Origin of the sequence: Mesorhizobium captivum (genome assembly GCF_033977165.1) — a bacterium.
Lineage (GTDB): Bacteria > Pseudomonadota > Alphaproteobacteria > Rhizobiales > Rhizobiaceae > Mesorhizobium > Mesorhizobium captivum.
On record NZ_JAVIJB010000005.1, the window covers coordinates 22,957 to 36,883 of the forward strand.

At 65.4% G+C, this 13,927-nt stretch carries 14 protein-coding genes; 9 read left to right on the top strand and 5 right to left on the bottom strand.

Going from position 1 to position 13,927, the window contains the following annotated elements; genetic code table 11:
* Positions 1-7: 7 nt before the first annotated feature.
* From RFM40_RS06450 to RFM40_RS06465, 4 genes are all read right to left on the bottom strand, one after another.
* Positions 8-541 (bottom strand): TlpA disulfide reductase family protein, encoded by a 534-nt coding sequence (locus tag RFM40_RS06450; RefSeq protein ID WP_320225714.1) that lies wholly within the window; start codon positions 539-541, stop codon positions 8-10.
* A 6-nt stretch (positions 542-547) separates the two neighbouring features.
* Entirely contained in the window at positions 548-988 is a 441-nt protein-coding gene (locus tag RFM40_RS06455) for a DUF411 domain-containing protein (protein ID WP_320225715.1), read from the bottom strand.
* A 22-nt stretch (positions 989-1,010) separates the two neighbouring features.
* Positions 1,011-2,480 carry a multicopper oxidase family protein gene (locus RFM40_RS06460; RefSeq protein WP_320225716.1) on the bottom strand — a complete coding sequence of 490 codons (1,470 nt, stop codon included), beginning with the start codon at positions 2,478-2,480 and terminating at the stop codon, positions 1,011-1,013.
* Between the two features lie 134 nt (positions 2,481-2,614).
* Complete coding sequence (locus RFM40_RS06465) at positions 2,615-2,983, bottom strand: hypothetical protein (RefSeq protein ID WP_320225717.1); 369 nt, start codon at positions 2,981-2,983, stop codon at positions 2,615-2,617.
* 235 nt (positions 2,984-3,218) lie between these two features.
* On the opposite strand from RFM40_RS06465, the gene RFM40_RS06470 reads away from it, so the two are divergent.
* The 9 genes from RFM40_RS06470 to RFM40_RS06510 all read left to right on the top strand — a co-directional run bounded on the left by RFM40_RS06470 (position 3,219) and on the right by RFM40_RS06510 (position 13,118).
* A complete protein-coding gene (locus RFM40_RS06470) occupies positions 3,219-5,132 on the top strand; it encodes a multicopper oxidase domain-containing protein (RefSeq protein WP_320225718.1) in 1,914 nt (637 codons plus the stop codon).
* A gap of 97 nt (positions 5,133-5,229) precedes the next feature.
* On the top strand, positions 5,230-5,388 hold the full coding sequence (locus tag RFM40_RS06475) for a hypothetical protein (protein WP_320220412.1): 159 nt from the start codon (positions 5,230-5,232) through the stop codon (positions 5,386-5,388).
* Positions 5,389-5,672: 284 nt separating this feature from the next.
* Entirely contained in the window at positions 5,673-6,740 is a 1,068-nt protein-coding gene (locus RFM40_RS06480) for a type III polyketide synthase (protein ID WP_320225719.1), read from the top strand.
* Complete coding sequence (locus tag RFM40_RS06485) at positions 6,737-7,459, top strand: methyltransferase domain-containing protein (protein ID WP_320225720.1); 723 nt, start codon at positions 6,737-6,739, stop codon at positions 7,457-7,459. The genes RFM40_RS06480 and RFM40_RS06485 overlap by 4 nt, the downstream gene beginning before the upstream one ends.
* Positions 7,456-8,715: an NAD(P)/FAD-dependent oxidoreductase gene (locus RFM40_RS06490; RefSeq protein ID WP_320225721.1), complete on the top strand. Its 1,260-nt coding sequence runs from the start codon at positions 7,456-7,458 to the stop codon at positions 8,713-8,715. The genes RFM40_RS06485 and RFM40_RS06490 overlap by 4 nt, the downstream gene beginning before the upstream one ends.
* 141 nt (positions 8,716-8,856) lie before the next feature.
* On the top strand, positions 8,857-9,336 hold the full coding sequence (locus RFM40_RS06495; RefSeq protein ID WP_245460023.1) for a DUF2231 domain-containing protein: 480 nt from the start codon (positions 8,857-8,859) through the stop codon (positions 9,334-9,336).
* 632 nt (positions 9,337-9,968) lie between these two features.
* A complete protein-coding gene (locus RFM40_RS06500) occupies positions 9,969-11,588 on the top strand; it encodes a tlde1 domain-containing protein (RefSeq protein ID WP_320225722.1) in 1,620 nt (539 codons plus the stop codon).
* 289 nt (positions 11,589-11,877) lie between these two features.
* Entirely contained in the window at positions 11,878-12,540 is a 663-nt protein-coding gene (locus tag RFM40_RS06505) for a glycosyltransferase (protein ID WP_320225723.1), read from the top strand.
* Positions 12,522-13,118 (top strand): glycosyltransferase, encoded by a 597-nt coding sequence (locus tag RFM40_RS06510; RefSeq protein ID WP_320225724.1) that lies wholly within the window; start codon positions 12,522-12,524, stop codon positions 13,116-13,118. Before RFM40_RS06505 ends, RFM40_RS06510 begins: the two co-directional genes overlap by 19 nt.
* Positions 13,119-13,121: 3 nt before the next feature.
* Here the strand turns inward: RFM40_RS06510 and RFM40_RS06515 are convergent, their stop codons facing one another.
* Complete coding sequence (locus RFM40_RS06515; RefSeq protein WP_320225725.1) at positions 13,122-13,877, bottom strand: bestrophin-like domain; 756 nt, start codon at positions 13,875-13,877, stop codon at positions 13,122-13,124.
* Between the last annotated feature and the right edge of the window lie 50 nt (positions 13,878-13,927).

A 13,927-nucleotide genomic window follows, 5' to 3' on the forward strand; every position in this document is an offset into this window, starting at 1 on the left:
TTCCTTCTCATTTTGCGGCGATGCGGCCGCGGATGAAGTCGACCATGTCTGGAGCGTCCCATTCGGCCGGGCCGATCAGCCGGCCGATTTCCTTGCCGTCACGATCGATCAGTAAGGTCATCGGCAGGCCCACCGCGCCAAGCGTGAACATCGCCTTGGCGGAAGTGTCGATGTTGAGCGCAAGGTGTGTGATACCGATCTCGGCATAAAATTTCTTCACGACGTCCAGGCCCTTGCGGTCCATGGACAGCGCGACGACCTCGAAGTCCGGTCCGCCGAGCTCGGCCTGCAGGCGGTCGAGCGTCGGCATTTCCTTGCGGCAGGGCGCACACCATGTCGCCCAGATGTTGAGCAGCACGACCTTGCCGGAATATTCGGCCAGCGTCTTCGGCTGGCCGGCATCATCCGCGAAGCTGATTTGAGGCACGGCGGCGGGCGTATCGAGAACGGCGAAGTTCTGCGGCGCCTCCGCCGCCGCTGTGGGCAGCGAGGCCGCAAGCAGCATTGCCGAAAGGGCCACGGCCAGTTTGCTTGCGGTCATAGGCGCTCACTCCGTCGCATAGATGGTTGGCGCCTTGCCGTCCTTGGTGAAGGCATAGATCGTCCAGGTTCCGTCCTTCTCGCCACCCATGCCGGGCGCGCCGGCCGGCATGCCGGCGAGCGTGATGCCGTCGACGGCCGGACGTTCGGTGAGAAGCTTCTTGACGATTTCGACCGGCACCAGGCCGTCGACGACGTAGCCATCAACCATCAACGTGTGGCAGCCTTCGAGGTCGGCGGGCACGCCTGCATCGTTGCTGATCTGGGAAAGAATGTTGACGGGCTTGATCTCAACCTTGAAGCCGTTGTGCTCAAGGTAGTTCGCATAGGATTCGCAGCAGCTGCATTGCGGGTTCTTGTACATCACCGCATTTATGGTTGCCGCGAACGCGGGCAGCGGTGTCGCGATCAGGGCGGCAAGAGCGGCAAGGCGGTAGGTCAATTTCATTGCAGTTCTCCTTGGTTGAAAATCAGGTCACCCGAAAGACGGTCATGAGGCCGGCCATCTGGTGATCGGCGACGTGGCAATGCAGCATCCAGTCGCCGGGATTGTCGGCGACGAAGGCGCATTCGACGGTGTCCTTCGGCGCAAGCAGCACCGTATCCTGCCATTGCCGATGCGGCACGGGAGCGCCGTTGCGGGAGAGCAGCAAAAGGCTGAACCCGTGCACATGCATCGGGTGCCACCAGGCGGTTTCATTGCGAATTGTCAGATGGCAGGTGACGCCCCGTCGCAGCGTAAACTGCGGCGCCATGCCGGCATGACCGTCGCCGGTCATCGACACGCCGTTGATCGCCCAGGCGGGCGTGCCGTTCATGCCGGGCATCGTCACGCCCTTCATGTTCATGCCCATCATGCCGGACATGCCCATCATCCCGCCGACGCCGGCGAGCTTGCCGCCGCCCATCATGCCGCCCTGCAGGACGATCTCCTGCCGCAGGGCACTATCGAGATCGGGCTCGGGCAGGGGATTGCGCGGCAGGGCGGTCGGCAGGTCCAGGGGATGCACCCTGAGCGGCGGTGCTTTGTCATAGGCAAGCGCGGCCAGCGTGTAGGCAAGGCCGTCATAAAAATCGTCGACCACCTGGTAGCGGCCACCCGGTTTGCCCTGCATGTCGAGCGCGATGTCGACGCGCATCGCCGGGGCCAGCACCAGACGGCCGTGCTCCGGCTCGTGCGGGTCGCAAGGCTGGCCGTCGATCGCCAGGATGACCGGCCGGTGCCCCTCGAAGCGCAGCGCCATCATGCGCGCGAGCGCGGCATTGGCCAGCCGTAACCGGATGCGCTCACCGGCCCTCACACTCTGATCGGCCGGCGCCGTGCCGTTGACGGTCACGAGATTGCCGACCCGGCCGGACATCGCAGCATCCATCGCGCTGCCGAAACCGCCTGCGATCCGGCCATCGGCGGCAAGCCGCCAGTCCTGCAGCATCCAGATCAGGTCGCGGTCGAAGGCGACAGGCTCTGCCTCCTCGACGATCAGCGCGCCGGCAAGGCCGCGGCCGAGCTGAACGAGGCTATCGGCATGCGGATGGTACCAGAAGGTGCCGGCGTCCGGCGGCGTGAACTCATAGACGAAACTTGCAGCCGGCGCGATCGGCGGCTGGGTCAGTCCCGGCACACCGTCCATGGCGTTCGCCAGGCGGATGCCATGCCAGTGGACCGTGGTGTCCTCGGTCAACCCGTTCTCGACCGTGATCCGAACCGGCTGGCCCTGCCGCAGGCGCAGCACCGGGCCGGGGACGGTGTCGTTGTAGGCCCAGGTCGGGGTAGGCGGGCGGTCGGGGCGGGTCAATTGCGCCTGGCCTGGCGCGGCCCTGAGGGTGCGTTCGTCAATGGCGGATGCGCGGGTGGGACGCATCGGCAGCGACAAGGCAGTTCCAGCCGTCACGGCGAGAAAGCCGCGACGGGACAGGAAAAGATTGGAACCGGAATTCATTTATGTGCTTCTGCGATCTCGATCGACGACGGGCATTCCGGCGCGAGCCGGATTGCCGTGCGAGCCCGCGACGCGGCGGCGCGCGAAGCGGGGATCAGACGCCAGGGATCAGCCGCCATGCGGCCGATAGGGCGTCAGACGAGAGCGGTGGGTCGGGGAGGGGATGGGTCGGGCAGGGAACTTCGCCCGCGCAGCAACGGGGTGGGCAACGGCGATGGCTGCTGCACACGCGGCACGATCGCCATGGCCAAGTCCTGCGGCAGCACGGCGAGAACGGGTGCGATGCAGTCAGGTGGGCAATGCGTCGGACCGCCCTTGCTGCCCAAATCCTTGAGGCACGCCTTGCAGTCCTCATCCATAGCGCCGCCGGCCATCTTGTCCATGCCGCTGGCGGCAGGCATGGCCATGGCGTTATCGCCTGCCATCCTGGCCGACATGACGCTGGCCTGCGCTGCGGACAGGCTCAACCCGGCGGTCAAGAAGACCGCGAGCAGCATGACCATGAGATGTTTTGGCGACAGTCGAGCCATTATCCCTTAGGCTGATCGGAAAGCGCGGCTTTTGCAAGTCGCAAGCCCGTGATCTCCGCGGGCGCGGCATCGAGTCTCATCCTCGGCGCGCCGTGCTTGGCGTTCGCCCGTCCGGCCAGGCAATCCGCTTTGTGGATCATAACGGCCTCGGCCGCGTTCATCCGCAGGCGGGGCAGGCACAACCTCCGAGCGAACGGCGCGAGGGAGCATGCTTATCCAACCGATCGATTATTTCCTCGTCGCCTGGTTCGCGCTCGCCGTTGCCTCGACGCTTTATGTCGGCTTCGACCAGTACCGCAACAATCCCGAGCCGGTGGTGATGAAATGGGGCTTCATCCTGGTGACGCTCTATATGGGCCCGCTCGGCCTGCTGCTTTACGTGCTTGCCGACAAGGAGCCGCGCCCCGGCGAGCACGAGGCCTTCACCGGCCCGCTCTGGAAGCAGGGCGTCGGCTCGACCATCCATTGCGTCGCGGGCGACGCGACAGGCATCATCCTCGCCGCCGTCATCACGGCGACGCTCGGCCTGCCGATGTGGCTCGACCTCATTGTCGAATATCTTGCCGGCTTTGCCTTCGGCCTGTTCATCTTCCAGTCGCTGTTCATGAAATCGATGATGGGCGGCACCTATTGGGAAAACGTCCGCAAGAGCTTCCTGCCCGAATTCATCTCCATGAACTTCATGATGGCCGGCATGGCGCCGGTCATGAGCTTCCTGATGATGGGCCGCGACATGCGCGCCATGGAGCCGACCGAGCTGTTGTTCTGGGGCGTGATGTCGCTCGGCGTGATCGCCGGCTTCACGCTGGCCTATCCGGCCAATGTCTGGCTGGTCGCGCGCGGGCTGAAGCATGGCCTGATGACCGAACGCGCGCGCCAGGTCGGGGCGGTCCGTGGTCCTGCCGGCGAGCAGCATGCGCACATGCAGATGCAGCAAGCCGACGCCAGCGGCCATGGCGGTCACGAACACGGCACGACCTCTCGGAAGGGCAAGGGCAGCGCCGGCCATCACATGCACTCGGATGCGACCGTGCCGCAGGTCGCTGCCATCGGCATGGCCTCGCTGGTCGCGCTCGCCATCGGAATGATCGCGCCTGCGAACTGGCTGAACCTGACCTTGTCGGCGCGTGACGTCGGCGGAGTGATCATGCCGCAGGGCATGATCATGGACCGCGACACGCCAGCCGACACGATGCGTGACATGGCGGCGGCCGACCCGCGCCTGGTCACCGCCTCCTACGATCTTGCGGCCAAGGGGGACCGGGAATTGCCGTTCCGCGTGGAGAGCGGCGTCAAGGTGTTCGAGCTGAGGCCGTCGGTGATCCGCTGGCACATCCTGCCGGACATCACGGTCGAGGCCTATGCCTATAACGGCCAGATCCCCGGTCCGCGCATTCACATCCGCCAGGGCGACCGCGTGCGCATCAATGTCACCAACGGCCTGCCGGAGGAAACCACGGTGCACTGGCATGGCCTGATCCTGGCCAACCAGATGGACGGGCCGGCGGAGATCACCCAGGCGCCGATCGAGCCCGGACAGACCTATTCCTACGAATTCACGGCCACCCAGCATGGCACCTACTTTTACCATCCGCACGCCAAGCCCGACCGCACCCAAGCGCTCGGCCTCTATGGCGCGCTGATCATCGATCCCGCCAATCCCGCCGACGAGGTCGCGGCCGACCATGACTATGTCATCGAATTGCAGGAATGGCTGGTGCGGGAGGGGCTGACCTATCCGTCGATGCCGATGGACGGCGGCATGCCGAACTTCTTCACCATCAACGGCAAGGCCTATCCCTCGACCGAGACGATCCGCATGAAGGTCGGAGAGACCTTGAAGGTGCGCTTCATCGGCACCAACAACGGCTTCATCCATCCCATGCACATCCATGGCGGGCCGTTCGAGGTGGTCGCCCGCGACGGCGAGACGATTTCCCCTTCGGCCCGCTTCCTCGCCGACACGGTCAATGTCGGGCCAGGCCAGCGCTACGATGTCGTCTGGACGGCGCGACGTCCGGGCAAATGGCTGATCCACTGCCACATCCCGCACCACACGACGAACAACAATGCCGAGGTGAAGGGCGGCGGCGGGCTAATGGTCGTCATCGATGTCACGTGATCGCGGCGGCGGGCTCGCCATTCCCTGATTCGGCGAACGCGCCTGGGGCTTGGAACCCTTGCCGCTCTCGCAGGGTTTATATGCGAGGCGAACCGCCATGGAAGACAAACCGCCTGCCGAAAACCCGGGAAGGACCCTCGCCATCGTGCTGGCGCTCTGTCTCGTCATCATCGCTTTGTTCTTTATCGGCTTCAGATATTCGGAGCGCGACCAGGGAGCCTTGATCGTGCCCGGAGCGGTGCAGGGCAGCAAGTGATCGGCGCGAGGCTTTTGCCTGACAGGCTGAAGGTTCGCGCCGGCCCCATGGTCTTGCGGCACGGCGCGCCTTTCGGGCACGGAAGAGGATGTAACGCTTTGATTTTGCGCATGATCCCTTCCGAACTTTTTGGCCCGGGATCATTCGCCCTGGAAGAAACAGGTTTTCCGAAACGTTTATCGAACAGGCAAGGTTCAACGCCTGGCGTCTGACATCGGCGCCCATGAGCAAGGAACCCCTCCGGCAACAGCGCGCACCGCGCCCGAGGCCCAGGGAGACAGTGCATGTCCGCCAACGCCTATATCAACCGGATCGCGACAGCGGTTCCGGAACATGAAGTCCATCAGTTCTACCTGCGCTACGCGGCCTCGATGCTCGCCGCAGACCGCAGGAGGATTTTCGAACGCATGGCCGGCCTCGCCGGCATCGAGCATCGCTTTTCCTGCTTTGCGCCCGCGCTCGACCCCGAAGGGCCGTCGGCTGATCTTGCCGGAACCTTCAGGCGCGGCGCGTTTCCCGGAACGGCTGTGAGGATGGCGATGTTCGGCGAGGCCGCGCCCGTCCTGGCGCAAAAGGCCGTCGACGGGCTGCACCTCGGCGACGAGGCATCGCGCGTCACCCACCTCATCGTCACCTCTTGCACCGGTTTCTCGGCGCCCGGCATCGACCTCGACCTGGTTCGGCGCTGCAAACTGCCAGATAATATCGAACGCACGATGATCGGCTTCATGGGCTGCTACGCTGCCGTCAACGGCCTCAAGCTTGCCCGCCACATCGTCCGTTCCGACCCGGGCGCGAGGGTACTGCTCGTCAATATCGAAATATGTACCTTGCACATCAGGGAGACCAGCGAGCTGGAAAAGCTTTTATCCTTCTGCCTTTGGGGCGATGGCTGCGCGGCGAGCCTCGTCACCGCCGAGCCGCCCGGCATCGAGCTCGACTCCTTCCGCTGCGCCGTCGCGGACGAGCAGCGGGAATTGATGACCTGGGATATCCGCGACCACGGCTTCGACATGGTCCTTTCCGGCCAGGTGCCGGCCGCGGTCCAGCAAGCGCTGCGCTGCAACCAGGACGCCATCCTCGGCGGCCGGCCGGCGGAGGCGATCGACCTCTGGGCCGTGCATCCGGGCGGCCGCACCGTTCTCGACGCCGTCGAGAGGGCGTTGAACCTCGATCCCGCCGCGCTCAAGCCGTCGCGCGAGGTGCTGCGCCGATACGGCAACATGTCGTCGCCGACCGTCATGTTCGTGATGGAAGAGATGCTGAAGAAGCCGGGCGGTTTGCTCGGCTGCGGCATGTCGTTCGGGCCAGGGCTGACGGCCGAGACCATGCTGTTCAGGACCGTCGCATGACCGCGCTCGCCCAGCGCAGCCTCGTGCCGGAAATCCTGGATGGGCTTGCGGCCGACGATCAACAGGCACTGCGCTCGCGTCGCGACCTTGCCCGCATCAACGCGCTGATGTTCCAGGCGCCGATCATGGCCTCGCTCATGAGGAAATTTCTGCCGAGACCGCCCGGCCGCATTCTGGAGATCGGCGCCGGCGACGGCACCTTCATGCTGAAAGTGGCCCGGCGCATGGCAAGGGACTGGCGCGAGGTGGAATTGACCATGCTCGATCGCGTCGGTCTCGTCACGCCGAAGCTCGCGGCCGATTTCGCCGGGCTGGGATGGCCGCTTGAAACAATCACGGCCGACGTCTTCGACTGGGCGGAGGAGGCGGACGGCAGGCGTTTCGATGCAATCACGGTCAACCTGTTCCTGCATCATTTCGGCGACGACGAACTGCTGCGCCTGTTTTCGCTTTTGCGGCGCAGGGCTCCGCTCATCCTGGCGACGGAACCGCTGCGGGCAGGCTTGGCGCTGGCCGCGGCGCGGCTCCTCTGGATGATCGGCGCCAACGACGTCACCAGGCATGACGCCACGCAGAGCGTGCGCGCCGGCTTCCACGGAAGCGAGCTTTCCGACCTCTGGAGCGCCGCCGGCGGCAGCCCGATCGAGGAGCGCCGCGCCGGACCGTTTTCCCATGTCTTCGTCGGCGCGGCGGAGGTGCGGGCCGGGGCAACACCTTGAGGCGGCCATCCACTCACGATGCGATCGTCATCGGCGCCGGTCCGGCGGGCACGTCGGCGGCGCTGGCGCTTGCCCGGCGCGGATGGGCCGTCGCGATCGTGGAGAAGAGCGCGTTTCCGCGCCGCAAGGTGTGCGGCGAATACATCTCGGCAAGCAATCTGGCGCTTCTCGATCGGCTGGAGATCGGCGACGCTTGGCGCGCAGCGGCCGGTCTAGAAATCCGTCGCGTCGGCCTCTTTTCCGGCGACACCAGTATCGAGGCGCCGATGCCGGGCGCGAGATCGGGGTCTGCCGCAAGAGACGGCTTCGGCCGCGCGCTCGGCCGCGACATACTGGATACCTTGCTGCTCGATGCGGCCCGGTCGGCCGGCGCTGAAGTCTTCCAGCCCTGCCGCGCCGTTGCTGTCGAGCGCGATAGCGACTGCCAAACCGTGCTGATCCAGGCAACAGGCGAAAAGTCCAGCGACGAGGCGACAATCCTGCGGGCGCCGGTGATCGTCGCTGCGCATGGCTCGTGGGAGCCGGGGCCGCTTCCGAGCCAGCTCGCGAAGTCCAGCCGCCCCTCGGACCTGCTCGGCTTCAAGGCGCATTTCACCGGCTCGTCGCTGCCGCCCGACCTGATGCCGCTGCTGACGTTTCCCGGCGGCTATGGCGGCATGGTGCTCGCCGACCACGGCCGCATGTCGATCTCCTGCTGCATAAGGCGCGATATGCTCACCCGGCTGCGCGGCAGCCTTGCCCGCGAGCGCGGCGGTCATGTCTCCGCCGCCGAAGCCGTCGAGCATCATATCATGGCGACATGCCGGGGCGTGCGTGAAGCCTTGGAGCAAGCCCATCTCGACGGCCCGTGGCTTGCCGCCGGGCCGATCCGGCCAGGCCTTCGCGCCGGCTACGAAGCGGACATCTTCCGCGTCGGCAATGTCGCCGGTGAGTCGCATCCGATCATCGCCGAGGGCATATCGATGGCGCTTCAGTCCGGCTGGCTCCTGGTGCAGGAACTCGGCGCAGCGGCAAGCGGGCGGGGGGAACGCGAGGCGGCCGGCAGACGCTACGAGGCGGCCTGGAGGGGATTGTTCTCGACGCGGGTCCTTGCCGCTGAGGCCATCGCCCGCATCGCGCTCGGTCCCGGTGGCGCCGCTTTGATGGAGGCGGTTGTCTGCAATTTTCCGCAGGCGCTGACCTTGGGGGCGCGGCTCAGCGGCAAGACGAAGCCCATCCCCGGCTTGGCCGATGGGCGTGTGGCCCGAGGCCGATAGGCGCGTCCCAGATACGGAAGGGTTATGGAACATTCCGGACCTATCGGAGTTCGATATGTATCCGGCTTTTTGCCGCCAAGCCCGTGATGCGTTGTGATGTGGCCTGAGGCGGCGCTCGCCACGCCTCCGGGAGGCATTACGATGGCCCACCATATGATCACCCACAATCCGCACAGCACGGCAAGCATTGCCGGCCATCCTGTCCATGCCATGCTGATACCGTTCCCGATTGCCTTCTTCGTCGCGACCTTCGTTTGCGATCTTGTGTTCTGGCGAACCGGCAATCCGGCCTGGGTCGCCCCTACGCTCTGGCTCCTCGGGGCAGGTTTGATCATGGCCGCGCTGGCCGCTCTTGCCGGTCTGACCGATATACTGGGTGATGCTCAGATCCGCAGTCTGCGGGACGTATGGCTTCACGCCGGCGGCAACGTCATTGTCGTCCTGATCGAGCTTTACAATTGGTACTTGCGATATACCCAGGCGGAGGCGGCGGTTGTGCCAGTCGGCCTGGTCCTGTCGCTGATCGTTGTCCTCATCCTTCTGTTCACTGGCTGGAAGGGTTGGGGAATGGTCTATCGGTATCATGTCGGCGTCGCCGACGGATCGGACGAAACGCGCTGAACGCCGGACAGGTGTCCGGAATTGCGCAAAAACAAACAGTTAGAGCGGTTTGGCGGTTCAAAGGCTGAACGGCTTCAAGGCGCCGCGCAGGCTCGAAGACGTTGGCCAGCGACGCTCCGCTTCCGATTTTCGCCCCGGCGCCGAGGCCTTCTTCCGGCCGCCGCGCTTCGTCCGCGCTTCCCGCCGACAGCGATGTCGCACCTCGACGCGGCACGCTTTTCTTGCCGCTTTTTTACCTCAATCCGTCTTTAGCTGGCGATCGTCCGAAAGGGCAAAACCTTCGCGTTTGCTTGACTCGGCCCGCAAAAACGGGCAGCAAAAGCGGGCGAGGGAGAGCATTTTTACCGTGGCGGAGACCATGGAGGGCTCTTTTTTCGTATGGACCGTCGCCAGATTGGCGGCTGGTGGAGGGATTGGTTAACCATCTTTGTCCATCTTTTGAATCAATCGGCAACAGACGCGTGAAGGTGCAGGGGGCACCAGGCGAACTGTGATCGTGACGGGTGCCAGGTCCGCAAACCGGCATGCCGATTGAGAGTGGTCGTATGGCGTTTTTGCGTTTGAAGAACCGGGGTGACACTCCTGAAGAGGGGGTAACTTCGAAGAAATCTGGTGGTCATCGTTGGGTTGTGGTGCCTGCTGTCGGCGCCGCGCTCGCCCTGTGGTCGGTGGCCACGCTGGCCGGCCTCTATTCGGTGAGCACCTCGCTTACCGCCGCTTCCAATGGATTGCCGCAGAGCCTGCTTGCGCCACGCAGCATCGCGCTCGCCGACCAGCGCCGCCAGCTTGCCAACGTCTGGGCGCCCCGCCTTGCCGCGGCCGGCGTCACCAAGAAGGGCTCGCTCACCGGCGGCTGCGATGTCGGCTGTCTCAGCCTCGCCAGCAACTTTGCACACTCCACCCCGACCCCTACCGCCCTGGTGCATGACGGCAAGGCGGCGCGCCTGAAGCCGGCGGTGCCTGACAGCGTCGCGTTTGAAAAGCTCAGCGTTGCGCGTGAGAAGGCGGTGGAGGTAGCCTCCGCCGCGGACGTCGCCGACCGTTTCGACAGCGTCATCAAGCGCGCCGGGCTTTCGCCGCAGAAACTTGCCGATGCCTTCCAGCGCGCCGAGAGCGCGCCTTTCCTGCTTGCGAGCCTGCCGGCGGCGAGTCGCTTCGGCGGCGCGGCCGACCCGGCCAAGACCGACCCGACCCAGACTGACCCGACCCAGACTGACCCGACCTTGAGCGTTCCGGCCGAGGCACGCTTTGGCTCAAATCAGGTCGACGTGCAGCGCGCGTCCGACCTCGCGCTGGCGCTGGCCAATGTCATGCCCGAAGAGACGGCCGACGTGGCGACCGCCGTCGCGATCGCCAACGGCGACGCGCCCGATCTGGTGGGTGGCGGCTCCGACGACGGGCAGTCCGAAGTGCAAGTCGCATCGCTGCCGCCGCAGGATGATCTGCCCGACAGTATCGTGGTGCCCGGCCTGAGGCCGCGCACCACGCTCGATCGCGCCGCCGAGGCGCCCGAACAGAATGCCGCGAGGAAGCAGGAGCCGGCCAAGCCGCAGGCGGCTCAGGCGGCAAAGTCCCAAGCTGCCAAGCCGGAGCCAGGCAAGCCGCTACCCACTGCCGTCGATACCGCGGAAGGCCCGCAGTCACCGCGTTCGCTGAGGAGGTCCGACCAGGCGCTTCCGGGCGTGCAGGACTCGAAACCGATCAATGCCGCGCCGACCAGGCGGGGCAAGGCGCAGCCTTCCGAGATGCTCGCCTATGCCAAGCCTGACACGCCCGAGCGCGGCGGTCTTGGCAATGCCTTCAGGGGCCTGTTCAATTCGCCTTCGACGGGCAACGGCGTCGCCGTCTACGACATCTCGACGGCTACGGTCTACATGCCTGACGGCTCGAAGCTCGAGGCGCATTCGGGGTACGGCTCGATGGTCGACCAGCCGCGCTTCGTCAACCGCAAGAATGTCGGCCCGACGCCGCCCGACACCTACAATTTGTCGATGCGTGAATCGCGCTTCCACGGCGTCGAGGCGATCCGGCTGACGCCGAGCAGCGGCAAGAACAAATATGGTCGCGACGGCCTGCTCGCGCACACCTACATGCTGCGCGGCGGCCGTGCCGAATCCAATGGCTGCCTCGTTTTCAAGGACTATCACCGCTTTCTTGCCGCCTACAAGAAGGGCAAGATCAAGCGCCTCGTCGTGGTGCCGCGCCTGACCAGGTCGCCCACCCAGGTTGCCCAGGAAGGGCGGCAAGGCTAATCCCCCGCCATTATGCCGGCAGCAGCCTTGCTGCCGGTATGCCTGCTTTCGATCTCTGACGGTATTTGCCGCCATCAGCGCGGAGGGCGGTCGCCGCACGCGCTCGCTGTCTTCGCCACATTGCTTGCAGGCGCGGCAGCGATCAATTTCATTTGAGTTTGCGGACGAGGGAGGGAAAACTCCTCCTCCCAGAAAGCATATATGGCGCACCCCGGGCTTGCGGCAAGACACCCGCCATGCCGTATGTACGCTGCCCTTGATCTCGATTTTTGGACAAGGGAGTTCCCGAATGCAGATTTTGTTGTCGACCTACGGTTCGCGCGGCGACGTGGAGCCGGTGGTGGCGCTCGGCGAGCGGCTGCAGACGCTCGGGGCCGAGGTGCGGGTGAGCGTCCCCGGTGATGAGGAGTTTGCCGCGCTATGCTCCCGCGCCGGCGTGGCGCTGGTGCCGGCCTTTGCGCCGGTGCGCGAATGGGTAAAGGAGATGACAAGGCGTTCGTCGGCCGCTTCGCCCGAGAACCGGGCGAAGCTCATCTCCTGCCAGGCGGCCGAGATCGTCGCCAGGCAATATGATGCACTCCTGGCCGCCTCCGAAGGCTGCGATGCCGTGGTGGCGTGCGGCCTCCTCCCGTCCTGTGCCGCCGTGCGGCTGATCGCTGAGCAGCGGCGCATCCGCTACATCCTTGGCACCTTCTGTCCTATCTGGCTGCCGTCGGCGCACAACAGGCCGCATGAATATCCGGGGCATCCGCTTCCAGCCGGCGTGACCGACAATAGAGTGCTCTGGGACCATGATGTCGCGACCAAGAACGCGCTGTTTGGCGGCGCGATCAACGGCTTCCGCGCATCCCTCGGCTTGCATCCGTTGGACAATGTCCGCGACTATGTCTTCGGTGATGAAGTGTTGCTCGCCTGCGATCCGACACTGGGGCCGTGGCTGCCCTCGGACTGATCGACGCCGTTCAGACCGGTGCCTGGATCTTGGCCGACGAACGGCCGCTCCCCGACGGGCTGCAAGAGTTCCTCGATGCCGGTCCGCCGCCGGTCTATGTCGGCTTCGGCTCCATTGCGGTCGCGAGCGAGGCCGGCCGTGCGGCCATCGAGGCGATCCGCGCCAGGGGGCGGCGCACGGTTATCGCGCATGGCTGGGCCGAGCTCGGCCCGATCGACGATCGCGACGATTGCTTCGCCGTCGGCGATGTCAACCAGCAGGCGTTGTTCGGCCGCGTGGCCGCCGCCATGCACCATGGCGGCGCCGGCACGACCGCCGCCGCCGCGCGGGCAGGGGCGCCGCAGGTGGTGGTGTCGCAGATCGGTGACCAGCCCTATTGGGCGCGCAGGGTGGCCGAGCTCGGCATAGGTGCCGCACATGACGGCCCGACGCCGACTTTCGCGTCATTGTCGGTGGCGCTCGAAACGGCGCTGGCGCCCGAAACCGGCGTTCGCGCGAGAGCGCTCGCTCGCTTGATCCGCGCCGACGGCGCTGAAGTGGCGGCTAAATGGCTGGTCGATGTGTTGAGCCGACGGTGAATCTCACTGCGTCAGTTCCGCCAGCGCTCTTTGCAGGGGCGCCGGCGAGACCTGAATCGGGCCGGAGAAGGGCGCATCCATGTCGATGATCAGATAGACGGCGGCCGCCGCCAGCGCACCGGAGATGACAAACGTGCCGACGATGGTTGCATTGCGCGGCGCCCGGAAGCCGAAACTGGCGAAGATCAGCGTCAGCCATGCGACGAGCAGGGCGATCAGCGGTGCGGGGATGGCGCCCTCGGACTGTTCGGCCAGTATCCAGCGTTGCTCGATCAGCTTCCGGAGTTGCTGTGTCGCAGCCTGCTGCGCGGCGGTCTGCCTAGCATCGGCGGGCGTCAATCCCGCCAGGATATCGCCGACCTGATTGAGCAGCAGCTCCGACAGCCTATTCGGGACGACCGTTGTGTCGCTGTCGGCGGTGGAGGTGTCGACGACGCGCTGGACATAGGCCGTGAGCGATTGCCGAGCCCCGTCCGCCTCCGGTCCGTATTGCCGGAGCGTTCGGTCAAGCAGGATGATATCGGTCGCGAAGGTGTGGACGTTGCTGTTGATAGCCTCGAATGTGTTCTTGGCCGAGTTGATCATCAGGCCGAGCACCAGCGAGGACAACACCACGAACAGGTTGGCGGCAAGCCGCACCACGGCGCTGGTGTCGTCCTGGCGGTGGTGGGTCGGAAAATGCTCATAGACCATTAGGCTGACGATCGCGGCGCCAGTCAGACAGGCAAATATCCCTAACCCTATAAGTACCTCACCCATGGCCGATATTGCGCACGGCAAAGGTCGCTTGCCAATTGGATGTGCGAATT

Bases quoted from the DNA above. Each gene is read 5' to 3' on its own strand.
- RFM40_RS06450 (WP_320225714.1), bottom strand. From the start codon at position 541: ATGACCGCAAGCAAACTGGCCGTGGCCCTTTCGGCAATGCTGCTTGCG.
- RFM40_RS06455 (WP_320225715.1), bottom strand. From the start codon at position 988: ATGAAATTGACCTACCGCCTTGCCGCTCTTGCCGCCCTGATCGCGACA.
- RFM40_RS06460 (WP_320225716.1), bottom strand. From the start codon at position 2,480: ATGAATTCCGGTTCCAATCTTTTCCTGTCCCGTCGCGGCTTTCTCGCC.
- RFM40_RS06465 (WP_320225717.1), bottom strand. From the start codon at position 2,983: ATGGTCATGCTGCTCGCGGTCTTCTTGACCGCCGGGTTGAGCCTGTCC.
- RFM40_RS06470 (WP_320225718.1), top strand. From the start codon at position 3,219: ATGCTTATCCAACCGATCGATTATTTCCTCGTCGCCTGGTTCGCGCTC.
- RFM40_RS06475 (WP_320220412.1), top strand. From the start codon at position 5,230: ATGGAAGACAAACCGCCTGCCGAAAACCCGGGAAGGACCCTCGCCATC.
- RFM40_RS06480 (WP_320225719.1), top strand. From the start codon at position 5,673: ATGTCCGCCAACGCCTATATCAACCGGATCGCGACAGCGGTTCCGGAA.
- RFM40_RS06485 (WP_320225720.1), top strand. From the start codon at position 6,737: ATGACCGCGCTCGCCCAGCGCAGCCTCGTGCCGGAAATCCTGGATGGG.
- RFM40_RS06495 (WP_245460023.1), top strand. From the start codon at position 8,857: ATGGCCCACCATATGATCACCCACAATCCGCACAGCACGGCAAGCATT.
- RFM40_RS06505 (WP_320225723.1), top strand. From the start codon at position 11,878: ATGCAGATTTTGTTGTCGACCTACGGTTCGCGCGGCGACGTGGAGCCG.
- RFM40_RS06515 (WP_320225725.1), bottom strand. From the start codon at position 13,877: ATGGGTGAGGTACTTATAGGGTTAGGGATATTTGCCTGTCTGACTGGC.